Source organism: Dactylosporangium cerinum, from assembly GCF_042653625.1.
Classification (GTDB): domain Bacteria; phylum Actinomycetota; class Actinomycetes; order Mycobacteriales; family Micromonosporaceae; genus Dactylosporangium; species Dactylosporangium cerinum.
Genome location: NZ_JBHSIU010000098.1, coordinates 1 through 23158, shown reverse-complemented (window position 1 = coordinate 23158; position 23158 = coordinate 1). Strand labels below are relative to the sequence as shown.

Below are 23158 nucleotides of genomic sequence, written 5' to 3'. Positions count from 1 at the left end.
AACCGGCGGAACGTGCCGCTACTAAGCAACATCAGGCGATACCGGACGCTCACTTGCGTCAGTACGTAACGGTGCAGTCGCGCCGAAACCGCTGGCGCAGGTTCGAACCCTGCCGGGGGCACGTCACAGAACTGCAAACGCGCAGTGCGACCGGCCGATCACTGGCCGTGGAAGCGATCTTCGCGTTCGAGTAGACGATCGAGGGATGCCCCGGCCTAGCGGCCGGGGCATCCCTCGCGTTGGCTCGACGTACGGGCACCGCAGGCGGCCGGATCGCGGCTAACCACCCGATCCGCCCGCTTAGCGGGCAACGACGGATTACTGACCAGGTTCGAGTGGTACGCCGGCCTGGAGCATGAGGTGCTTCGCGTACGCGGTCAGCGCCGCATCGAGCATGGTGCTTCCGGTCTCGCCGATCTTGTCGAGCACGCGCCTCAGGACCGACTTGACCACTCCAGCGTCGGGGCTGGCCGGATTCGATCTCTCCCTCGGCGATGTCCAGCTGGCCCTGAAGTGGCCCGACGTGCTGATGAACCTCGGCCGGGCCGACCAGGTCGACGTGGCCGGGCTGCGCCGGCTGGCCGCGTCGATCAACCGGCACTACGGCGACGGCGACGCGGATCCGGGCGCCGAGACCGGCCCTGTCGCGGGTGCGGCGCCGCTGGGGGTGATCGACGCCCGCACGACAGGTTCGGTGTGGCTCCTGGAACAGCTATGGCACCGTCCGGACGTCGGCGCTGCGGTCCGCTCAGCCACCGACGTGCGACGGTTCACCACGAACATGGAACGGGTTCTGTTCGCCCTCGTGGCCAACCGGGCGGTCGCACCGATGAGCAAGCTGTCCGCCGCAGAGTGGGTCCGTGAGGACGCCGCGATCCCCGGACTGTCCACGATGGACCCTGCGATGAGCGATGACCACGCCTACCGGGCGATGGACCTCCTCGCCGACGCCGACACCACCGGCCGGGTCCAGGAAGCAGTGTTCCTCGCCGTGGCGAACCTGCTCAACCTCGAAGTCGACCTGCTGTTCTTCGACACCACCTCCACCTACTTCGAACGCGATACCAAAGACACCGGTGAGGACGCGTTCCGCCGCTACGGCCACTCCAAGGACCACCGCCACGATCTGCCGCAGATCGTCACCGGCCTGGCCGTGACGAAGGAAGGCATCCCGGTCCGCTGCTGGTGCTGGTCCGGCAACACCAACGACCAGGCCGTCCTGGCCGAGGTCCGCGACGACCTCCGCGACTGGAAACTCGGCCGGGTCATCACCGTCGTGGACCGCGGGTTCACCTCCGCGGACAACCTGGCCTACCTGCGCCGCGCCGGCGGGCACTACATCGCCGGGATGCGCATGCGCGACGGCAACCCCCTCGTCGAGCAGGTCCTGGCCCGGCAGGGCCGCTACCAACAGGTCCGGGACAACCTGCGGGTCAAGGAGATCCGCCTCGACGAAACCGACGTCCGGTTCGTCATCTGCCACAACCCCGACCAGGCCCTGCGGGACCAGACCCAGCGCGACGAGGCGATCGCCCGCATCCACGCCGAACTCGGCCGGATCGCCGAGCAACGCGCCCGCGACGCGCAACGCCCTCGCGGTGACAAGACCCGCGCCCGCAACGAAGCTGCCCATGTGCGCGCCGAGTGCGCCCTGCGCGACCACCCACCCTCGGCCGGTGGCTGACCCAGCAGGCCAACAGCCGACTGAAAGTCAACGCCGGCAAGGTCAAGGCCGAGGCCCGCCTGGACGGCAAGTACCTCATCGCCACCAGCGACCCACACATCAGCGCCGAAGACACCGCCCTGGGCTACAAGAACCTCCTCGAGGCAGAACGCGGCTTCCGCGACCTGAAGACCCAACTGCTGCTCCGCCCGATCTTCCACCGTCTCGAACACCGCGTCCGCGCCCACGTCCTGATCTGCTGGCTCGCGCTGCCGCTGACCCTCGTCGCCGAACACGGCAGCGGTGAAACCTGGCGAAACATCAACCGGCAACTCGGGCGAATCACACAGGTCACCCTCGCCGGCCCCGCCGGCACCATCACCCAGACCACCCCGCTACAGCCCGAGCAGAAGGCCATCTACCAGTCGCTTTCCCTCCAGCCACCAGCCCGGGTCACCACCTTCAACCCCACCTGAACACGGCTCGACCGACCGGCCGGAGCGTAGACACACGCGCCGCTCCGGCCCAACCGGCGTTTGCCCGGCTCAGACCCCAGATCCGCCATCACGTGTGACTACCAACTGCGGAACCCGGGGGCCAGCGGTCGATCGCTGCGGCTTGGAACTCGTTAAGCGTCCTGCCGCCGCAGCTCATACTCTGACATCAGAAACCCAGTTATGGTCGCTCCCCGCAACCCCGTACCCATCCGAACCGCGACGCCTTGTCCCGTCCACGCGATGGTGGCACGGTCCGCAACACTTGGGATGGGCGGTGGCATGAGGCCGGGTTAGTTGGCATGCCCTGTCCATCAGGCTCTGCCATGAACATCGATGGCCTGGCCACGTCGAGCAACGGCTCAGCGTCCGTCAGCCGTGCCGCTGCCCTTTGCGGTCCGTCAGGACAGTGCGCCGAGACGTGCGTGAGCTGCTCGCCGTCCGAACGTAATGCTCGGCAACGTTGCCGGCGGCTCGTTGCCTTGGTAGGGGCCGGTGTTGCGCTGCGGCAGCGGTTGAACGAGTCTTCGGTATCGAAGGCCTCGCCGACCCGGCTCTGCGTGCCGGCACGACCAGCCTCACGCCACAGCGATGGTCCGCATGCTCTTTTTGTCTGTGCCAGTGCAGAGCAGCTGCCTGCCGTCCGGCGAGAACGCCAGGTCGTATGCGCCGGCCTCGCCCGGCACGGGCCGGCTCACGCCGGTCCTGACGTCGATCAGCAGAATCGACTCCTCGGTCCCGACAGCCATCTGCGTCGCGTCCGGAGACACCGCCAGCGCGTTCGCATCGGTGATGGCGGGGCCGACCAGATCCACCGTGGAGCTCTGGTCCCGGATCACAGCGACGTTCCAGACGTAGCCGTCGGACGACATCCCTGGCTTGCGGCCCGCCGTCAGTGGTGTGGAGCTGACCAGGAACGCGACGAAGCCACCGCGCCGGCTCCACACCGGCACCCCCACGTCGCCGGCGGATGCGCAGTCCGGCGTGCCGTTGTACCCGTCCCGCAGCCGCCAGGATCCCGCGGCGGCTTGCACCGACAGGTCCGACTCAACCAGGGCGCCGGCCCGAAACGGCATCACCCGCGTGCACGGGTGGGCGCCCTGCAACATGTACCCGTCGTCTGGGCGCGGCCCGATCGTCACCCGCCGTGCGTCCTCGAGCGCCACGAGCGGGGTCACCCGCTTCGTGGTCGCATCGAACGCGTACACCGTTGTCCGGCCGTCGCTGCACGACACCCCGACCGCCGGCTGCCCAGCAGACGAAGTCGTCACGAACTCCAGGTACCCGCGGCCGACGTCGCATACGCGAGGAACCTCGGCCAGCATCTTCGTGGCCGCGCCATCCGCTCGCTTCCGCCACAGTTCCGGATGACCGTCGAATCCCTGCTCCCTGATGAAGTAGATCAGCCCGTCGTCGGTCCACTCGACATCTTCGAGGTAGACCGGCGATGAGTCGTCAAACCCCATGGGCCCCCCGGAGCAACCCTGGACGGCCAGTACGCACACCATTGCCGCCAGCAGCGCGCGCACAGCACGGGCATGCCGTCGGACCGGGCCTGAGTTACCCCTCATCCGTGCGTGCTCGAGAAGTCGAGTTCCCGGCGTTGGTCAACCATTGCGCGCAACTTTGAGATCATGATCTTCTCCGGCGACGTGTCGAACTTGTACATGTACGCGTCAACCGCGGCCGTGGCAAGGGCCTCAACTCCGACCTGGGCACCTACATTGTTGTTGTGCAGATCCGCGACGGAGTCCTGTGAACCCCATTCCTCATCCGTATCGTCGCTGTCCAGTTCGTGGGCGACGCCGAGGTCGTAGGCGTCTTGCAACGACATCCCGCGGGAGGTCATCAAACCATGCCGTACCGTGACCTTGAGTCCGTCGCCTAGACCGGCTACTGCATCCGTCGGCGCCGCGACCCAGATAGATGCACGTGAACCCAGCTACGCCTAGCGATCGCCGCGACACGACCCTCTGATCAAGACGACGTGGCACCACAAACCGAAGACAACCCAGCGCCTCAGCCATCCCGGCTGAGGCGCTTCTTCATGTCCAAGGACCGAGGAGCATCATGCCCACCCGACCTGGCGGACGCGCCCAACAGCCGCGTCACCCCCCAACATCCCGACCACCGGACTGGGCCGTTCCGACGTCTCGCGAGTATCTGCGAGACCCCGTCAACCCGCAGCAGTCCCACTGTGAAAATGGGAGCCGCGCCTGCGAGTTCGCCGCTCAACACCTTCAGAAAGTCCGAACTCACGGCAGAGCCGCGGATACGAAGGTCGAGGATCCGGACCTGTGGCGCTTTGTCCGCGACGCCGCCGCGCACCTCGACGTCACCCCGGTCGTCGTCTCCGACGGCCGCACCCCGTGGCAGGTCTTCGCCGATCAGCGGTTCATCGTTCTCTCGCCCAAGCGACACCTGTCGGAAGCTGCTCGTTGCACGCTACCTGGTGTACGGCGGGCTGGTGTCCAGTCTGGTTCAACCTGGCCAAGTCCGCGGAAGCTGGCCAGGAACGGGATCTACCCAGAGCAAGAACCCGTGCCTGCGGGTCGAGATAGCCGCTGGGCCGGCAGTGGCGGCGGAAACCGACGCGTGCAGCCGGTGGCCGGCTTGGGCGCCTGGCGCGCGGCGAGAGCGAGGACGGGCCTGTCAGGTAGCGTGCGCGATAGCTGCGGTCACCCCCGTGAGCGTCGACGCCGGGAATGGGAAATGGTGAGGACATCAAGCTCCCTCACGCACTTATCTCGGCGGGTGCAGGTGAATGGCGCGTACTCGCACGGCAAGATCGGTCTGATCTGTACGGATAGCCCTTGTGGTTGAGAAATCTCATCGGACGGGTCCTTTGAGAAAGACCAGGTCGTAGACCACCTCGATGTCGTAACCGGGAGCGTGGGCGTCGTCGAGTGTCCGTTGCGGGATCCTTCAACGGACACCCGACGCCTCTTGGCCTCGACCGAGCCCCAACCGGGTCGATCGTGGTCCGTGCGATCGAAGCCAGGAGAAGCACGACTACCGGCACAAGCGATCTTTGAAAGACTGCAGCACCGGTAGGCCACTTGATGTCATCGCAACCGCCCGCTTGGTGCCATGGCGGCGATGGTGACCGCAGCGGCGAGGAGAGCCGCGCCACTGATGCCAGCGGCGCCGAGGTGATCGTCCAGCATCAATGCGGCCAGCAGGGCGCCCGTAAGGGGTTCCAGCAGCGCTACGAGCGCGGCTGTGCTGGCTGCCACGGTACGCAGGCCGCGAAAATACAGTGTGTAGGCCACGGCTGTGGGGACCGTACCCAGCATGATCACGAGGGTGATCGAAGTGACGCTCGGGTCGAAGCCCATCCCCACAGTCGGCTCAGCCAGGAAAATCAGGAACAGTCCGCCCACGGCGAACCCGAACCCGGTTGTGGTCATCTCGTCCAGGCCGGGGACCGCGCTGGTGCCGATGAGGGTGATGGCAGCGAATCCGCCAGCGGCCAGCAGGGCCAAGCCTGCGCCGCCCAGCATGGCGGGCGCCGTGAGCCCGCCGATGGGCACACCGACCAGGAGGCCAAGACCGGCCAGTGCGAGACATATCGGCCCGACCGACCATCGGTCGGCTCGGCGACGTCCGACCGCGCTCTCAGTGGCGAGTACCAGCGCCGGTGCTGCGCCAATAGTGATAAGGGTTGCCACGCTGACCGAGGTCAGCGACACCGCGGCGAAATAGCACGCCTGGCACATGGCGGACAGCACGCCGACTGTGGTGATGCGGCCCCAGGCCGTACGTCCGCGCGGCAAGCGGCGGCCGATGAGGGCGAGGAAGAATATGATCAATGCGCCGCCGACGGCGAGTCGATAGGCGGCCACAGCCAGCGGCGGTAGAGCAGAGTTGAGGCTGAGCAGGCTTCCGGTGAGCCCCCCGGTTCCCCACAGCGTTCCCGACAGGACGAGAAACAACAGGCCGGCGCCGGGCTTGCGGTGGGCAGGCGCCAGCGGCGCGTGAGATGCGTGCATGAGGTTTGCGCTCCTACGACGAAAGGGAAATGAGTCGCGGAAGCGGGGATGCACCTGACCTATCCACGGCAAAACTCCGCGCCGGGCCAGTCGGCTCGGCGCGCTCAGGACACAGCCCCGCTTAGGAGCGAGGCGGCGGGGTGATCGTGAAACATCGGTGCACGGCGATCACTATAGCCGGGCGGTGGAGCTGTGATCGACGACCTTGGCGCTATGGACGTCCGTTAGAGGTTCCGATCCGAACACGGTCAGGGTGTGTCCGAAGACCGGGCCGCTTATGAGAATGGGCGCGAAGATCGGCTCAGCTCGCCGCGATCTTGGTCTCTCTGTAACGGTCGCGGATCCCCTGAGGGACACCCGTATCAGCCATCCGACTCAGCAGTTCGTGCGGTTGCCAGGTCCTCGCGAACCGTGGACGTAATGGGATGGTCCGGGCCCAGCACCCGCTCGCTGTCGGCGAGGACTGCGTTGTACAGGTCGATCGCCTCGTCCAGACGTCCTATCTGCCGGTAGGCGCCAGCAAGCTCGTGGCGGGTGGCCAGCGTCCATGGGTGGTCGGGGCCGAGCAGCCGCAGCCGGTCGGCGAGGACTGCGTTGTACAGGTCGATCGCCTCGGCGAGACGTCCTACCTGCCGGTAGGCGCCGGCGAGGAAGTGGCGGGAGGTCAGCGTCCATGGGTGGTCGGGGCCGAGCACCCGCAGCCGGTCGGCGAGGACTGCGGTGTGCAGATCGATCGCCTCGGCCAGACGTCCTGCCGACTCGTATGCGAGGGCGAGGAAGTGGCGGGAATTCAGGGTGTCCGGGTGGTCGGGGCCCAGAACGCGTTCACGGTCGGCGAGGACCTTGCCGAACAGAGCGGTCGCCTCGGCCAGGCGCCCCGCGGTGCGGTAGACGCCAGCGAGCTGGTTGCCGGAGAACAGAGTCTGCGGGTGGTCGGGGCCCAACACCCGCTCGCTGTCGGCGAAGACCTTGCGGAACAGGGCGATCGCCTCGGCCAGGCGCCCCGCCGCCCGGTAGGCGTTGGCTAGGTTGTTGCGGGAGATCATCGTGTCCGGGTGGTCGATGCCCAAGACCCGCTCACTGTCGGCGAGGACTGCGTTGTACAGGTCGATCGCCTCGGCCAGACGTCCTGCCTGCTGGTAGGCGCCAGCGAGGTTGCTACGGGAGGCCAGTGTGTCGGGGTGGTCGGCGCCCAGCACCCGCAACCGGTCGGTGAGGGTGTGGGTGAGGACGGGTACGGCACGGGTGAGGTCACCGGCCTCGTGTAGCGCGTCGCCGGCCCAGGCGCATTGGATCAGCAGCAGCGGCGGCGGATGCTCGGTGTGCCCGCGCAGCGCGAGGATGTGCCCGACGAGTTCGTCGAGTTCAGCGCGGCGTAACGCGACCTGCGCCAGGGGCAGGTCATCGGTGAGGGCGTCCAGCAGACCGGTCGCGGCAGTCACCCCATCGGCCAGGGTGGTTTCGGCGTTGTCTGCCTGGTGGCGGATGACCCGCGCGGTCAGCCGGTGCACCGACACGACCACACCATCACCGCCGCCAGTGTCGCCCAGGATTCCGCCGAGCGTGATCAGCGATGTAGTGGCCAGAATGTCCAGAGCGTGGCCCAGTCCACCGGTCAACCCCAGCGCCCCAGCCGCTGCCCCCGTGGCCAGGAGCCTGCGGCTGATCCCGTCCGGCGACAGCACCGCGAGCACCGCCAGCAAGCGGGAAGCATCGCCGGGCGGGTCGTCGCGGCCCAACCCGGCAAGGCTCAGTGTGGTGGCTTGGAGCACCCCGGGATGGTCGGTGCCAGCTTGGCGGCGCAGCGTCTCATCCAGATCCTGCCCGGCCAGCACAGTCAGGTACTGCCGGTAGGACAGCCGGTTACGGGCGATGTACGCGGCGGCCTGCGCCAACCCCAGCGGAAGCCACCCCAGCTCGACACCGAGCGTGACAGCGCCCCCTGTATCGGCCAATCCGGTCGCCTCCCGCAGAAACCGCAGCCCCTCCGCCTGGGTGAACATGCCCACCGGCACGGTCGTGATCCCCGGCATCGTGGTGAACTCCTGCCGGTTGCTCGTGATGATCACCTTCGCGGTGCCCCGGGCGGGAAGGAACCCGGCCAGGGCGTCCGGGTCATCGACGTTGTCGAACACGACGAGACGTCTGGCCCGATCATCGGACTCCAACAGCCGCACCGCCGCAGCGGCCAACTGCTCCGGTGGATCGTCCTCGTCGCCCAGACCGCGGACACGAGCCAACCCGGCCAGCCCGGTTACCGGACCGGACTCCGCGTTGATCCACGCCACCAGATCAAAACCCGCCGCATCGCAGCGACGCGCGTACGCGGCCGCCAGCTGGGTCTTACCCGCCCCCCGCGACCCGGGCAACGCCACCAACGCCGCCTGCCCGTTGCCTCCCAACGCACGCTCCAGCGCGCCAACCTCCACCACCCGGTCCTGGAAATGGCCGGCGTGCAAGGGAATCCTGCCGAACACCCGCGAAGGCGCCAGCAGCCGTCGCGTGCCCGGCTCCGGCTGGGCTGCCCGATGCCGCCGCCACTCCAACAGCACCGACACCGTCACCAGCACCCCGGCCGCCGCCCACACCAGCAACGGCCACCAACGCCACGCCACCTGCACTGTGCTTGTCGCCAGATTCCCCACCAGCGCGAAACCGGTAGCCACCAGCACAAGCACTACAGGGGAGGGCTGCCACCGGTCACCACCGCCACGTGACACCCGACAACTCCCACCTGAAGGCCGACACGACGCATAGCAGTCTCACACGTCGATGCGACCGCACACGGCCCTGAACCGTCCGTTGAGGGGTTCCGATCCGAACACGGTCAGGGGGTACGGGTGCGGAGTGCTGCGGGACCCGCGGAATATGGTGAAAGCTGAATTGCCTGAAGCCCGTCTCCCGGCGCCGCTGCTGCACTGCGCGTCCGGACCCGGTCCGGACGCGCAGGGTCGAGCCGTCACGGTCGCCGGCAGCGTCACTGTCGCGGTCACCCGCCGCCAGCGCTGGGCACTCCCTCAGCCGAGGATGGCGGACAGGGCTCCGGCGAAGACCGCGACGACGCCGAGGATCGCGATGACGAAGCCGATGATGCCGAACGCGCGGGCCGCCCCGGACTGCGGTTGAGCGCCTCTGGTCAGCCCGCCGAGCCAGGCGGCGGCCGCGCCGAAGATCGCGGGGGCGCCGGACCAGAACAACGGCACCGTGACCAGGGATAGCGCGCCGAGCACGATGGCGCCGACCTTTGCCCGCGCCGGGCTCTTGACCAGCGGCAGCGCGACCGCGAGAGCGATCACCAGGGCGACCACGCCGACCACGGAGATGCTGGTGATGCTGGAGATGGGTCCCTCGGGCCGGTGCGGGTCCTTGTCGGTGAACAGGATGTCGCCGACCTGGAACGCGACGTTGGCGACGGTGGACAGGACGAAGGCGCCGCCGACGAGTACCGGGGCGGGCAGGCCGCGGGTGGTGGCGGGGCGGTCGGTCGTGACAGCGGACATGAGGATTGCCTCCCTGCGAGTGTCCCCGGCCGGTCCGGGGTGGCTCCACCGTGCTGGCGGGGCCGTCCCGGGGGCGATGCCCGCGGTGTCCCGTGGGTGTCCCGCCGTGTCCCGGCCCGTCCCGGCGGCGTGTGTCGCCCGGCCCCCGTATAGCACTATGAGGCGGTGACCGATGCCGCCACCAGCCCCCGCGGGGTGCCGCGCTCCGTCGTGGTGGCCGGACTGGCCACCGCGGTGGGCGTGGTACCGGCGATGGCCGGGTTCAACTACGACGCCCTGCCGACCGGCGCCGTGTACGGCTTCGGCTGGCCGCCGTTCGGGATCGTCGCGGCGCTGCTCCTGGACCGCGACCCGCGCTCACGGCTCGGGTGGGCGTGCACGGCGCTGGCCGTCATGCCGGCGCTGGTCGCCGCGGTGGCCCTGCCGGTCGGCGGCGACCCGGACTGGTGGGCCCGCCTCGAGCGCGGCTGGGCGTGGCTTGGCGTCGCGCCGGTCGTGGTCGCGTTCGCGGTCGTTGCCTGGGGCGTGGACATCGCCGCCGACCGCATGTCACGGCGCCGCCTGGTCTGGCTGGTGACCTCGTCGGGTGCGCTCGTGGCCGCGGTGCTGGTGGCCTCCGACGCGGGTGGCCTGCGGGTGGCGGCGACCGTCGAGGCGCTGGGCGTGGCGAGCATGGCCGGGCTGGTGTTCCGCCTGGCGACGGTCCGTGAGTTGCGCCCGGTCGACGAGCCGCTCCTCGACGCCGCGGTCGCGGTCGTCGCGTTGTTGGCCGGGGCGGCGGTCGGGACCGTCGTTCGCGCCGTCGGGCAGCGAGCCGGCATCCCCGGCCCGGACGTGTCCGGCGCGTTCGCCGCCGTCGCGTCGGCCGCCCTGGTCCTGCCGGCCGGGCTGTGGGTACGGCGGGCGTTCCTGGCCCGCCGGTACGGCCCCGGCACCCTGTCCGCCGCCGACGTGGAGCAGATCACCGCCGACCTGCACGCCCAGGCCGATGTCCGCGCGCTGCTGGGCAAGGCCGCGGCGATGGTCGCCGCCGCCAGCGGGCACCGGCAGGTCGACCTCGTCCTTGGCCCGGACGCGCCCGAGCCGCCAGCGCACTGGGTGCTGTACCCGCTCGTCGTCGGCGGCGACCGGGTCGGCACGATGTTCCTCGAGCCCCGCCACCCCGAGGGGCCGGAACCGTGGCAGGAGCGGGTCGTGCGCCAGCTGCTGCCCACGGTCGCGCTCGTCGCCAAGGCGGTGAGCCTCGCCGTCGAGGCCGACCACGCCCGCCGGGACGTGGCGCGTCAGCGCGACGCCGAGCGTGCCCGGATCCTCGGCGACCTGCACGACGGCCTCGGCCCGATGCTCGTCGGGATGAGCATGCGGGTCCGGGCCGAGGTCCGCCAGCACCCGACCCCGCTGCTGGAGGCCCTGGCCGTCGAACTCGCCGACTGTCGCGGCGACCTGCGCCGCATCGTCTCCGGGCTCACCCCGTCGGTGCTCGACGACGCCGACCTGGCCACCGCACTGCGGCGTCTCGTCAGCTCGTTCGACGGGCAAGGGCCAGCGGTGACGCTGGAGGGCCGGATCGACGGGGCGCTCGCCCAGCCGATCGCGGTCGCGGTCTACCGGACCGTGGCCGAGGGCATCACCAACGCGCTGCGCCACGCGCGCGCCGGGCAGATCCGCGTAGACGTGCACACCGATCCCGGCGACCGGGTCGTCGTCGACGTCCGCGACGACGGAGCAGGCGGCCCCATCACCCCGGGCGTCGGCCTGTCGTCGCTGCGCCGACGGGCCGAGGAACTCGGCGGCACGCTACTCGTTGCCGCCAGCACCGACGGCAACGGCGGCACCCGGCTTCGGGTCGAACTGCCTGCGGCGGGGACCTCGGCATGATCCGGGTCCTCGTGGTCGACGACCACCCGATCGTCCTCGCCGGGCTGTCCGCGCTGGTCGAGTCTGACGGCGGCCTGGAGCTCATCGCCGCCGTGCGCGGCGCGGCCGACGCCCTCGCGCTGGCCGACCGGCCCGGCGCCGAGCCGCCCGACATCGCACTGCTCGACCTGCAACTGCCCGACGGCGACGGGATCACGCTCGGCGCCGACCTCAAGCAGCGCTGGCCCCGCCTGCGGGTCGTCGTGTTCACCATGCACACCGACGACCAGTCGGTGATCCGCAGCCTCGGGTCGGGCCTCGACGGGTACCTCCTCAAGGACTCCGACCCCGACGACGTCCTCGCCGCGATCCACTCGGCCGCCCGCGGCACCCTGGTCCTGGGCCGCGGCGCGCAGGCCGCGGTCCTCGCCGCCGCGGCCGCCGCCCCGCAGCCGGCCGCGCTCGCCGCGCTGGACTCCCGCGACCTGGAAATCCTGGAACTGCTCGCGCAGGGCCTTCCGACCGCACAGGTGGCCCGCCGCCTCTTCCTGGCCCCGAAGACCATCCGCAACCGCGTGTCGGACATGCTGGACAAGCTGGGCGTCGCCACCCGCGAGGAGGCGATCGCCCTCGGCCGCGCCAGCGGCCTCGGCCGCGCCACACGAAACGACGCACGAACGTAAGGGCCGTGTCGCGGACCTCGCGCCGCCCGGAGTCGATTGTTAGGGCGTGACCCCGGTTCGGGATCTCCACGATCTCGGTGACCGTCCGCGGACCCAGCGGCCCACTGGCCACCCACCCGGACCACGAGGGCTCCGTGGACACCACCAACAAGGTCAGATGCACTGTTTTCAGCTACGGACGACGATCGTGCCGGGGCCGAGCTTCTGTCCGTTGAGGGTTCCGATCCGAACACGGTCAGGGTGTGTCCGAAGACCGGGCCGCTTATGAGAATGGGCGCGAAGATCGGCTCAGCTCGCCGCGATCTTGGTCTCTCTGTAACGGTCGCGGATCCTCTCGTGACGCAAGATCGTCAGCCCGGTGCGGCGTCCCGGACGTTGGCGGTGTCAGAAGGTCAATGCGCCACTGATGCTGAGAGCGTAGGTGTGGTTGGTGGGATGTGGCGACGCCGTTGATTGCCGGGTATTGGCGTCCTCGCTGCCGCCGACGTTCGGGCCGATCTCGACGGGCGGGCGCTGCGTCGGGTCGGCCTGGAGCCACCCATGCTCCACGCCGATGAGGTGACGAACCAGACCAGCTGGTGTCGTCTGCGACGGTACGAGCCGGCGCCGGGCCAGCTCGGCGGAGCCCGCAGATCTTGCGCACGAGCAACAAAGCGCCCCGCGCCCGCGACCGATAGCCGCCGTCGATGAAACCAAATCCCGATGCCGAACTGCCAGCCGGAGGGCGACAGCGCCTTCGTCAGTGTGATATCCGTAGCTGTCTGTCTGTGTTGCGTGTGCGCTCGGCGATGGGAAACGATGATGGTCGACGGCCCGGATGTGATCGTGCGCGTCAGCCCTGGCGACGGCGGTGACGATGAGGAGGTCGCAGCGCTGGTCCGGCGGTTGCGGGCTGAGCTGCTCGAGCTCGACGTCGAGCGGGTCGAGGCGCTGACGGAGGACACCGCCCCGGACGGGGCGAAGGGTCTGGGAAGCCTCGTCGGGCTGCTGGGTGTCACGCTGGGCTCGGCCGGGCTGAGCTCCGTGCTGGCGATCATCCGCGACTGGGCGACCCGGAACAATCACGCCGTCGAGCTCACGATCGATGGCGACACGGTCAAGGTCGCGCGGGCTACGCCGCAGCAACAGGAGCAGCTGATCAACGCGTGGGTGGCCCGCCATGCCGGCAGCGCCTGAGCTGCCTGGGCCGCGGATGGCGTTGGTGGTGGCGAGCACCGGATACACCGATCCGGCGTTCACACAGCTGCGTTCGCCGGCGCGGGACGCCGCCGACATGGTCGACGTGTTGGCCGACCCTGACGTCGGCGGGTTCACCGTGACGCCGGTGCTCGACAAGCCGGAACATGAGATCCGCCGCGCGGTTGACGCGTTTCTGGCCGCCCGTGCCGTGGACGATCTGGTCGTGGTCTACCTGTCCGGTCACGGTGTGCTGGACGCACGGGGGCGGTTGTACTTCGCGGCGAGCGACACTGTGCGGGAGCGGCTCAGTTCGACCGCGGTGGAGTCGGCGTGGCTGCTGGACCGGCTGGAGGAGTGCCGCGCCCGTCGGCAGGTGCTGATCCTGGACTGCTGCTTCAGCGGTGCGTTCGCGCAGACCAAGGGCGGCGCCGATGTGGACCTGGAGCGCAGGCTGGTCGGCGCGGGTCGCGGCCGGGCGGTGCTGACCGCGTCGCGGGCCGGTGAGTACTCCTATGAGGGCACGCCGCTGCCCGGCGCGGTCGTCAACGGTTCGGTGTTCACCGCCGCGCTGGTTGACGGGCTGCGCAGCGGCGCCGCCGACCGCGACGGTGACGGCTACATCTCGGTCGAGGACGCATACGTCTACGCTGCCGACCAGGTCAGGGCCGCGGGCGGTGCACAGAGCCCACAGCGCTGGCTGTATGGCGCCGAGGGTGAGATCGTCCTGGCCCGCAACCCGCGCGGGGCGGTCGTCACTGCGGCGGTGCTGCCGGAAGCGCTGCAGCTGAGTCTGGACAGCCCGTATCCGGACATCCGCCGCGCTGCGGTGACCACCCTCGGCACCTGGCTCACCGCGACCGATCCGGGGCAGGTTCTGGCCGCTCAGCAGGCCCTGCACCTGGTCGCCGCACACGACAGCCCGACCGTGGCCACCGCCGCCCGGGACCTCCTCCGCACAGCGGAGCCGACACCGCCGCCCACGCCAGCACCGCCTGCGGACCGCCGGATCGATTCCACTGGACCGGGTCCGTCGACTGAAGACGACGCAGCACGCGGAGCGGTTCCACAACGCTGCCTCAGGACTATCGAAGGTCATTCGGGGGAGATGTTCGCGGAGCCGGTCTATACCGTTGCGTTCAGTCCGGACGGACGGCTCCTCGCCAGCGCCAACGGCGACGGCGACGGCACCGTGCGGTTGTGGAACCCGAGCACCGGTCAGCCGATCGGCCAACCCCTCACTGGCCACACCAACTCGGTGTTTTCAGTGGCGTTCAGCCCCGACGGGCACCTCCTCGCCAGCGTCGGCGAGGACGCCACCGTGCGGCTGTGGAATCCGAGCACCGGTCAGCCGATCGGCGAACCCCTCACCGGCCACACCGACTGGGTGCTTTCAGTGGCGTTCAGCCCCGACGGGCACCTCCTCGCCAGCGGCGGCGGCGACGGCACCGTGCGGCTGTGGGACCCGAGCACCGGTCAGCCGATCGGCCGACCCCTCACCGGCCACACCAACGCGGTGCTTTCAGTGGCGTTCAGCCCCGACGGGCACGTCCTCGCCAGCGGCGGCGGCGACCGCACCGTGCGGCTGTGGGACCCGAGCACCGGTCAGCCGATCGGCCGACCCCTCACCGGCCACACCGGCTTGGTGCATTCAGTGGCGTTCAGCCCTGACGGAGACCTGCTCGCCAGCGGCGGCTACGACAACACCGTGCGGCTGTGGAATCCGAGCACCGGTCAGCCGATCGGCGAACCCCTCACCGGCCACACCAACTGGGTGCCTTCAGTGGCGTTCAGCCCCGACGGGCACCTCCTCGCCAGCGCCGGCGTCGACGGCACCGTGCGGTTGTGGAACCCGAGCACCGGTCAGCCGATCGGCCAACCCCTCACCGGCCACACCAACTGGGTGCTTTCAGTGGCGTTCAGCCCCGACGGAGACCTCCTCGCCAGCGCCAGCCAGGACGAGACCATCCGAATCTGGGGTGCCGCATAGGGCGTTCACCGCTAGCGCCGATTTCGCGGAGCCTAATCGCTGGATGGACGCCTTGGTGGCGTCGCGCATCGTCCCGGCCGGGCGATCCCCGACATGTCCGTTGAGGGTTCCGATCCGAACACGGTCAGGGTGTGTCCGAAGACCGGGCCGCTTATGAGAATGAGCGCGAAGATCGGCTCAGCTCGCCGCGATCTTGGTCTCTCTGTAACGGTCGCGGATCCTCTCGTGACGCAAGATCGTCAGCTCGGTGTGGCGTCCCGGGACGTTGGCGGTGTCAGAGGGTCAATGCGCCACTGAGGCCGAGAGCGTAGGTGTGGTTGGTGGGATCGTTGTCCGCCGTCGGTCAAACCAAACCCCGATGCCGAACAGCCAAGTCGGAGGGCGACATCGCGTTCGTCGGTGTGATATCCGTAGCTGTCAGTCTCTAATACGTGTGCACTCGGCGATGGGAAATGATGATGCTCGACGGGCCGGATGTGATCGTGCGTGTCAGTCCAGGCGACGGCGGCGACGGCGCTGACGACGAGGCGGTCGCGGCGCTGGCCCGGCGGTTGCGGGCTGAGCTGCTCGACCTCGATGTCGAGCAGGTCGAGGCGCTGACCGAGGACACCGCCCCGGCCGGGGCGAAGGGTCTGGGCAGTCTCGTCGGGCTGCTGGGCGTCACGTTGGGCTCGGCCGGACTGAGCTCCGTGCTGGCGATCATCCGCGACTGGTCGACCAGGAACAATCACGCCGTCGAGCTCACGATCGATGGTGACACGGTCAAGATCGAGCGGGCCACGCCGCAGCAGCAGGAGCAGCTGATCAACGCGTGGGTGGCCCGCCATGCCGGCAGCGCCTGAGCTGCCTGGGCCGCGGATGGCATTGGTGGTGGCGAGCACCGGATACACCGATCCGGCGTTCACACAGCTGCGTTCGCCGGCGCGGGACGCCGCCGACATGGTCGACGTGCTGGCCGACCCTGACGTCGGCGGGTTCACCGTCACGCCGGTGCTCGACCAGCCGGAGCACGAGATCCGCCGCGCGGTCGACGCGTTTCTGGCCGGCCGCGGTGTGGACGATCTGGTCGTGGTGTACCTGTCCGGCCACGGTGTGCTGGACGCACGGGGGCGGTTGTACTTCGCGGCGAAGGACACTGTGCGGGATCGGCTCAGTTCGACGGCGGTGGAGTCGGCGTGGTTGCTGGACCGGTTGGAGGAGTGCCGGGCCCGTCGGCAGGTGCTGATCCTTGACTGCTGTTTCAGCGGCGCGTTCGCCCAGACGAAGGGCGGCGCCGAGGTTGACCTGGAGCGCCGGCTGGTCGGTGCGGGTCGCGGCCGGGCGGTGCTCACCGCGTCGCGGGCCGGCGAGTACTCCTACGAAGGGACACCGCTGCCCGGCGCGGCCGTCGGTGGTTCGGTGTTCACCGCCGCGCTGGTTGACGGGCTGCGCAGCGGCGCCGCCGACCGCGACGGCGACGGCTACATCTCGGTCGAGGACGCCTACGCCCACGCCGCCGACCAGGTCAGGGCCGCGGGCGGTACCCAGAGCCCGCAGCGCTGGCTGTACGGCGCTGAGGGCGAGATCGTCCTGGCCCGCAACCCGCGCGGGGCAGCCGTCACCCCGGCGGTGCTGCCGGAAGCGCTGCAACTGAGTCTGGACAGCCCATATCCGGACATCCGCCGCGCTGCGGTGGCCACCCTCGGCACCTGGCTCACCGCGACCGACCCGGGGCAGGTCCTGGCCGCTCAGCAGGCCCTGCACCTGGTCGCCGCACACGACAGCCCGACCGTGGCCACCGCCGCCCGGGACCTCCTCCGCACGGCGGAGCCGACGCCGCCGCCCACGCCAGCACCGACCGCGGACCGCCGGATCGACTCCTCTGGACCAGGACCGTCACCTGAGGACGACGCGGCACGCGGAGCGATCCCACGACGCTGCCTCAGGACCATCGAAGGTCATTCGAGATGGATGTTCGCCAAGGCCAAGCCGGTCAATACCGTGGCGTTCAGCCCGGACGGGCGGCTGCTCGCCAGCGGCGGCGACGACAACATGGTCCGGCTGTGGAACCCGAGCACCGGTCAGCCGGTCGGCCAACCCCTCACCGGCCACACCGGCTTGGTGTATTCAGTGGCGTTCAGCCCCGATGGGCACCTCCTCGCCAGCGGCGGCAAGGACAGCAAGGTGCGGCTGTGGAACCCGACCACCGGTCAGCCGGTCGGCCAACCCCTCACCGGCCACGCCGGTGAGGTGAACTCAGTGGCGTTCAGCCCCGACGGAGACCTGCTCGCCAGCGCCAGCGGCGGCTACGACAAGACCGTGCGGCTGTGGAACCCGACCACCGGTCAGCCGGTCGGCCAACCCCTCACCGGCCACACCCACTGGGTGTATTCAGTGGCGTTCAGCCCCGATGGGCACCTCCTCGCCAGCGCCAGCCTCGACGGCACCGTGCGGCTGTGGAACCCGACCACCGGTCTGCCGATCGGCCAACCCCTCACCGGCCACACCGGCTTTGTGTATTCAGTGGCGTTCAGCCCCGATGGGCACGTCCTCGCCAGCGCCAGCCGCGACGCCACCGTGCGGCTGTGGAACCCGACCACCGGTCAGCCGGTCGGCCAACCCCTCACCGGCCACACCGGCTTGGTGTATTCAGTGGCGTTCAGCCCCGACGGGCACCTCCTCGCCAGCGGCGGCGACAACACCGTGCGGCTGTGGAACCCGACCACCGGTCAGCCAATCGGCCAACCCCTCACCGGCCACGCCGGTGAGGTGAACTCAGTGGCGTTCAGCCCCGACGGAGACCTGCTCGCCAGCGCCAGCGAGGACAAGTCCATCCGAATCTGGGGCGCCGCATAGGGCGTTCACCGCTGTAGAGTCGATTTCGCGGAGCGTAATCGCCCCTGATCGAGAGCTTGTAGATCTTATTGGGCTGGGCTGGAGGTCCTTGCCGTAAGGGGTTCGTCAGTGACCCGGCGTTCGCGGGCGTGGCATTGGGCAGGTGGTGGCCATGCCGGGAGCGGCAGACCGGAGCTTCCTGTTCCTCGTGGACAGTGTGACGATCACCCACCCGGAGATGCCGCTCCTCGCGGTTGACCTCTGCTACGAGCCCGGCCGCTCGTTCTGGGTCGTACCAACCGAGATGTGGTCCGTCGAGAACAACCTCTCGCTGTTCAACATGGACTTTTCCGACTTCGCCAACAACGTTGACCCGGATGGTGTGTTCCGTGGCTTTCCCATCCGTCCGCCCCTGACACCTGAAGAGGAAGAAGAGAAGCGGGCGGTCGAGGAACGCGGGCTGTATGGCGACCGCGTTCCAAACGAGCGGCTCCGCGCAGTTGGCGGTCTGTACGCCAAGACTCTGGCCCAGCTGGACACGACCTGACGTTTGCCCTTGCCGAGACCGACGACGCCGTCCACCGCGCCGTCGCCGCCTGGGCAGCGGTCCGTGCACTGGAGCGCGCTGGCCTTGTCGACCTTCCGGCGATCGCTTCGACGGTAGCCGCATTACGGCGCGGCGAGCAGGCCCCAGCGCCTTTCGACAAGCCGGGCATCATGTGGTCGATTCTGCACGACGCACCGGTCGCCCGCATCAGTGTGCCGGTCCCACCCGATGGCGGCCGCGAGCAGTCCCCACAGGACTGGGCGATTACTACCGTGTTCCACTCGGCCGAGGCCGACTCGCTGACTGCCGTCCTCGACATCCTGGTCGCTCTGGCATTTGTTTACGGCCGCGACGGCTACCAGGAGGCGTTCGCTGCGGTAAGGTTCACTTTTCCGCAGCTCAACAGCTGAAAGGGAAAGCGCGTCTCGGTGCCACCTCCACTGAGGTGATCTCGCCAAGTGTGATAGTCCGTGGTGTGGCGACACGGACTTTGCACACATAGCGGACGATGCTAGAGATGGCCGTGGAGTCATCGGTAGACAGGTTCTTGCGACGGAATCGATCTACCGATGAGGGCTCCATCGGTGGATCAGGGGTTTAGTCATAGCAGCTGTCCAAGGACTCGGTGGCGGCTGCTGCATCCTTGGCGCCGCCGGGGTAGGGAACGCCCATTTCCTGGAACCACACATGCGCGAGCAGCTCCGTGTGGCGATAGAAGACGGCAGCTGACCTGGCGGAGTTGAACGACTGGTCGCTGTCCAGGTTGGTCAGTGCTTGATCGAGGTAGCGCAGCGCCCTGCGGTGGTGGCCCTTGTATCGTTCGCGCTTGCCGGCTTTCTCGAGGTCCGTGGCGGCCACAGCGTCCAGAATCCGTTGGCGTACACCGCCCGCATACTCTTCGACGACCTGCAGTGCTGACGAGGTTCGCATCGCTGCTTCCTGCGCTTCACCGGCGGGCACCCCGTCGCGGGCCAGCGCGGCCGCCTGGTTGTTCGCCGCGGACACGTCGCCGTCTCGTTCGATCTTGAACAGGATGACGCCGATTTCGTTCGCGGCACGAAGCGCCGCGGCGGTGTACCCGGACGTGGAGTAGAAGAGGTGGTACCGAATGTGCGGTCTCGTGCCGCGTAATTGCTGGACGGGTGGGGCGCCGATGGGCAACGCCTGCATTTTCACCTGCGCCACGCCGTCCTGGGCGACGACGTCGATACCGCCGTCTCGGCTGCCACCGGTGAGCTCGGCGTCGACGAAGCCCAGACTTCGCATGTGCGCACGGGTGATGTCCTCCGTGCTTCGCCAGTCCGTCGGAAGGAAGGCTGTTCGATCGGCCGGGGTGGCTTCCGGCAGCGAGTCGAGATCGGGGATGGGCGGTACGTCCGGCGTCTCGGGCAGGCGCATGATGCGGCGCCCCACACCTTTGTCGATGGCCTCGTGCTCGATGCCCCGTGCCTTGTCAAGGAAGATTTTGAAGGCGATCGTTCGGCCGTCACTCGTCTCGACGTAGGTCGCCCAGCCGACGTTCGGCCATGCCGTGGCCCGGCTGGTGAAAGCCGAGGCCCCGCCCACGGTGCAGTCGGTGAGGACTTCAACCGAACCGAGCTTCCGATCGCAGAGCATCAGGGACCGCATGGTGCGGACGACGATGAACTCGGATGTGCCAGTCCTCGTCAATTGGATCGCGTGGTGGTGGTGGTGGAGGTTGTCGTGCTTGCTGACCGCTGCGTCGGCGAACAGCTCGACGTGGTCGCCGGGCTCTACCGCTGCCAGAATCTTCCGGCCGAGGTCATGGCCGATCACGCCGGGTTCGCGCTGCGCGATGTACTGGCGGTAGGCCCACGCCGTGCGAGCGTCGCCGTGGAGGATGCCGGTTATCGTTTCCCTCCCTCGCAGCGCCCATCCATCTCCTTGAACGGGTGGGGCGATGGGTGCTGGTTGGGATGATGCCGCGCTGCTGGAGTCCTCGTCGGCAACCGCGATGCTCTCGGCCTCCTGCACCTCTTCGGCGACTACCTCAGCGTGCTGTTCTTGCTCGACAGCGACTACCCCGGCTTCCTGAGCCTTCGCGGTGCCGCCTTCGCTCCTTTTCGACCTCGGCGTGGTTTTCGCCAGCACGCCCCATGCCATCAGCCCGCACGAAAGCACTGTCCAGAGGACCTTCACGACATCACGCGCCGTGTTTCCGGCGAACAGCCCGTCTTCCGGCAGCACGATCATCCCGCAGAGCAACAACAAGCCGGCCAGAAACCGCAGGATGCCGGGCGCCGTGGCGGGCTTCTTGGAGACCTGGCTGGCGACCTTCACGGAGCTGAGGCGCCGGGCGATCGCGTTGACGGCCGTTATCGAGCCGTTGAGTGAGTAGACGAACAGCGCGATGTCGTTCTGATCGGCATACGTAACCGCCCTCGGGGCATAGTCGCTGCCGGCGAAGAAGATGAGTCGCTGGGCCGATGAACGCTCGCGCGATCCGTACAGGAGCTGCAACTTCGGCCGTTCGATGGTGGTCGCGTGCCACGCAACCCTGCCGAATGCACCGGATGCGCGAACGTTGGAACCACCCGGATCCGCGGCGGCGTCCGTGTATCCCCAGTAGCGCATCCACCCCGCCGCGTTGTTCGAAGCGTCCTGCCATGTCCGGATCTGCGTTGGTCCGGGCGGAGCGGGGACGGCAGTCGGGCCGGCGTCGGTGCTGGTCATGCGCGGAAGTATCGCAGTCAGCTCGCCGCCGGTAAATGATCATCTCGCGGTGAGGTCCGGTGTCGTCGAACGCTACGATCGGGACCGTTCATGGTTGACACGGTGGCTCGTTGAGGGAATCGAGCTGCTCTGGTTCGAGGTGGCGGAAGCGGGAAGCAGACCCGGCCGGGGGAAGCTAAGAGAGCTCGCCAACTTCAGCCGGACAGAGCGGTTCTGCGTGGACAGGACAGCGTCCTGCCTCGTCGATGCCTGGACGGCTGACCTGGATGGCTCCTCTCGTGTCGCCCGAGGCAGTCTCATTGGAACTGGAGCATGCAGCTGAACTACGTCGACGGACTCCAGATTCGGCGGGTGGCCGTCTCACTCAATCTGAGGCAGCGCAGGCCAGGGCTGCCCTGTCGGCAGAGCAGATTGATTCGGACAGGACTCTGGGCCGCGAGACAGGCCCACCTGTCAGGCCAATGATGGCGCGACCGATATGGGCCGCCTTGGTCGCGGTGAGGACGGCGTTGGCGTCGACAGCGGCCGCGCTGTCGGCCCGAGCGCCACATGGCGGAGCACTGACCGGCGTGGTTCAACACGATCTCCGCGTCCGCCGTTGGGCCTGCGCCGCCACGGAACGTGAGCGGCGCAGGCCGGCTCCCTGCGAAAGCTTCCGGCGTCGGACATCGACCTGTGGCCTTTGGTCGCGCCAGGTCGGCCGCAGGTGCCCGCGGTCGGCGAGCTCCTACGATCCGAGACCCCTGTCGGCGGCTGGAAGGGCGCTGATGCCCCTATGTTCTGTCAAGCGGTTCGTGGGGTGTGGTCTGTGGTGTTGAGCTGTTGGATCAGGTGGTAGACCTCGCGGGCGATGTAGCGCTTGAGACAGCGGATGATCTCGCGGCGGGTGTGGCCTTGAGCGGTTCGTCGGTCGAGGTAGTCGCGGGTGCGTTGATCGTCGCGGGCTCTGGTGAGGGCGATGCGGTAGAGGGCTGCGTTGGCGCGGCGGTCGCCGCCGCGGTTGAGCCGTCGTCGGCTGGTTTTGCCGGATGAGGCTTCGACGGGGCTGACGCCGCAGAGGGCGGCGAAGGAGGCTTCGGTGTGCATCCGGTCGGGGTTGTCGCCGGCTGAGACGAGGAGGGCGGAGGCGCTGTCGGGGCCGATGCCGTTGCGTTGCAACAGTTGCGGGGCGTGGGTGTCGAGCACTGCGGTGATTTGCTGCTGGAGTTCGTGTTCCTCGGTGGTGAGGGTTTGGATGCGTCGGGCGAGGCGCCGCAGCGTGTATCGGGTGGCGTCGGCAACGTTGGTGGGGGTGGTGTCTGGTAGGTCGGCGCAGTGGCGGATCAGGGCGGCGGCGGTGCAACCGGCCAGCTGGTCGCGCAGGGCCGGGTCGGCGCTGACGATGACGGCCTTGAGCTGGTTGACGGCTTGGGTGCGGGACTTCACCGCGGAGGCCCGGGCGAGGCGGAGCAGCCGCAGGATCTCGACGGGTCCGTCGGCGGTCTTGGCGGTGGTGGTGGCCCGTTGGGACAGTACGGCGTGTGCGGCGGCGACGGCGTCGATGGTGTCGGTTTTGCCGTGGCGGCGGTGGGCGGCGCGGTCGGGGCGGTTGACCTCGATCACGGTGATCTGGTGGCGGCGCAGGTGGCGGGTGAGGGCGGCGCCGTAGGAGCCGGTGCCTTCCACGCCGGCGCGGTCCAGGATGCTGAAGCTGTGGGCCCAGGTCAGCAGTTGCTGGTAGCCGGCGGCGGTGGTCGGGAAGGTGGCGT

General features: G+C 68.9%; 16 protein-coding genes and 1 pseudogene. 9 read left to right on the top strand and 8 right to left on the bottom strand.

Annotated elements, in window-relative coordinates:
- Nucleotides 1-517 precede the first annotated feature (517 nt).
- A pseudogene (locus tag ACFPIJ_RS52020) lies at nt 518-2139 on the top strand (IS1634 family transposase); the annotation flags it as partial.
- A gap of 596 nt (nt 2140-2735) precedes the next feature.
- Here the strand turns inward: ACFPIJ_RS52020 and ACFPIJ_RS52010 are convergent.
- The 5 genes from ACFPIJ_RS52010 to ACFPIJ_RS51990 all read right to left on the bottom strand — a co-directional run bounded on the left by ACFPIJ_RS52010 (nt 2736) and on the right by ACFPIJ_RS51990 (nt 9649).
- A complete protein-coding gene (locus ACFPIJ_RS52010) occupies nt 2736-3686 on the bottom strand; it encodes a hypothetical protein (RefSeq protein ID WP_380126955.1) in 951 nt (316 codons plus the stop codon).
- 38 nt (nt 3687-3724) lie between these two features.
- Nucleotides 3725-4006 carry a hypothetical protein gene (locus ACFPIJ_RS52005; protein WP_380126954.1) on the bottom strand — a complete coding sequence of 94 codons (282 nt, stop codon included), beginning with the start codon at nt 4004-4006 and terminating at the stop codon, nt 3725-3727.
- A 1216-nt stretch (nt 4007-5222) separates the two neighbouring features.
- The gene (locus tag ACFPIJ_RS52000; protein WP_380126953.1) at nt 5223-6149 is read right to left on the bottom strand and encodes a DMT family transporter; all 927 of its coding nucleotides are present in this window, start codon (nt 6147-6149) and stop codon (nt 5223-5225) included.
- Between the two features lie 362 nt (nt 6150-6511).
- Nucleotides 6512-8764 carry a tetratricopeptide repeat protein gene (locus ACFPIJ_RS51995; RefSeq protein WP_380126952.1) on the bottom strand — a complete coding sequence of 751 codons (2253 nt, stop codon included), beginning with the start codon at nt 8762-8764 and terminating at the stop codon, nt 6512-6514.
- A 402-nt stretch (nt 8765-9166) separates the two neighbouring features.
- Complete coding sequence (locus ACFPIJ_RS51990) at nt 9167-9649, bottom strand: hypothetical protein (RefSeq protein ID WP_380126951.1); 483 nt, start codon at nt 9647-9649, stop codon at nt 9167-9169.
- A 165-nt stretch (nt 9650-9814) separates the two neighbouring features.
- Between ACFPIJ_RS51990 and ACFPIJ_RS51985 the strand changes: the two genes are divergently transcribed.
- Both ACFPIJ_RS51985 and ACFPIJ_RS51980 read left to right on the top strand, forming a co-directional pair.
- Nucleotides 9815-11527, top strand: a complete 1713-nt coding sequence (locus ACFPIJ_RS51985; protein WP_380126950.1) for a sensor histidine kinase — start codon at nt 9815-9817, stop codon at nt 11525-11527.
- On the top strand, nt 11524-12189 hold the full coding sequence (locus ACFPIJ_RS51980; RefSeq protein ID WP_380126949.1) for a response regulator: 666 nt from the start codon (nt 11524-11526) through the stop codon (nt 12187-12189). The genes ACFPIJ_RS51985 and ACFPIJ_RS51980 overlap by 4 nt, the downstream gene beginning before the upstream one ends.
- A gap of 384 nt (nt 12190-12573) precedes the next feature.
- On the opposite strand, the gene ACFPIJ_RS51975 is transcribed toward ACFPIJ_RS51980, so the two are convergent.
- A complete protein-coding gene (locus tag ACFPIJ_RS51975) occupies nt 12574-12885 on the bottom strand; it encodes a mycothiol transferase (RefSeq protein ID WP_380126948.1) in 312 nt (103 codons plus the stop codon).
- Between the two features lie 102 nt (nt 12886-12987).
- On the opposite strand from ACFPIJ_RS51975, the gene ACFPIJ_RS51970 reads away from it, so the two are divergent.
- The 6 genes from ACFPIJ_RS51970 to ACFPIJ_RS51945 all read left to right on the top strand — a co-directional run bounded on the left by ACFPIJ_RS51970 (nt 12988) and on the right by ACFPIJ_RS51945 (nt 19126).
- Nucleotides 12988-13365 carry an effector-associated constant component EACC1 gene (locus ACFPIJ_RS51970; protein ID WP_380126946.1) on the top strand — a complete coding sequence of 126 codons (378 nt, stop codon included), beginning with the start codon at nt 12988-12990 and terminating at the stop codon, nt 13363-13365.
- Nucleotides 13349-15355 carry a caspase, EACC1-associated type gene (locus ACFPIJ_RS51965; RefSeq protein ID WP_380126945.1) on the top strand — a complete coding sequence of 669 codons (2007 nt, stop codon included), beginning with the start codon at nt 13349-13351 and terminating at the stop codon, nt 15353-15355. The genes ACFPIJ_RS51970 and ACFPIJ_RS51965 overlap by 17 nt, the downstream gene beginning before the upstream one ends.
- Nucleotides 15356-15837: 482 nt before the next feature.
- A complete protein-coding gene (locus ACFPIJ_RS51960; RefSeq protein ID WP_380126944.1) occupies nt 15838-16197 on the top strand; it encodes an effector-associated constant component EACC1 in 360 nt (119 codons plus the stop codon).
- Nucleotides 16181-18190 (top strand): caspase, EACC1-associated type, encoded by a 2010-nt coding sequence (locus ACFPIJ_RS51955; protein ID WP_380126943.1) that lies wholly within the window; start codon nt 16181-16183, stop codon nt 18188-18190. The genes ACFPIJ_RS51960 and ACFPIJ_RS51955 overlap by 17 nt, the downstream gene beginning before the upstream one ends.
- 142 nt (nt 18191-18332) lie before the next feature.
- Nucleotides 18333-18716, top strand: coding sequence for a DUF6924 domain-containing protein (locus ACFPIJ_RS51950; RefSeq protein WP_380126942.1), 384 nt, complete (start codon nt 18333-18335; stop codon nt 18714-18716).
- Between the two features lie 170 nt (nt 18717-18886).
- Nucleotides 18887-19126, top strand: a complete 240-nt coding sequence (locus ACFPIJ_RS51945; RefSeq protein ID WP_380126941.1) for a hypothetical protein — start codon at nt 18887-18889, stop codon at nt 19124-19126.
- 187 nt (nt 19127-19313) lie between these two features.
- Here the strand turns inward: ACFPIJ_RS51945 and ACFPIJ_RS51940 are convergent, their stop codons facing one another.
- Both ACFPIJ_RS51940 and ACFPIJ_RS51935 read right to left on the bottom strand, forming a co-directional pair.
- The gene (locus tag ACFPIJ_RS51940) at nt 19314-21410 is read right to left on the bottom strand and encodes a restriction endonuclease (RefSeq protein ID WP_380126940.1); all 2097 of its coding nucleotides are present in this window, start codon (nt 21408-21410) and stop codon (nt 19314-19316) included.
- Between the two features lie 783 nt (nt 21411-22193).
- A partial coding sequence (locus tag ACFPIJ_RS51935) for an IS110 family RNA-guided transposase (protein WP_380126939.1) occupies nt 22194-23158 on the bottom strand: 965 nt, incomplete at its 5' end.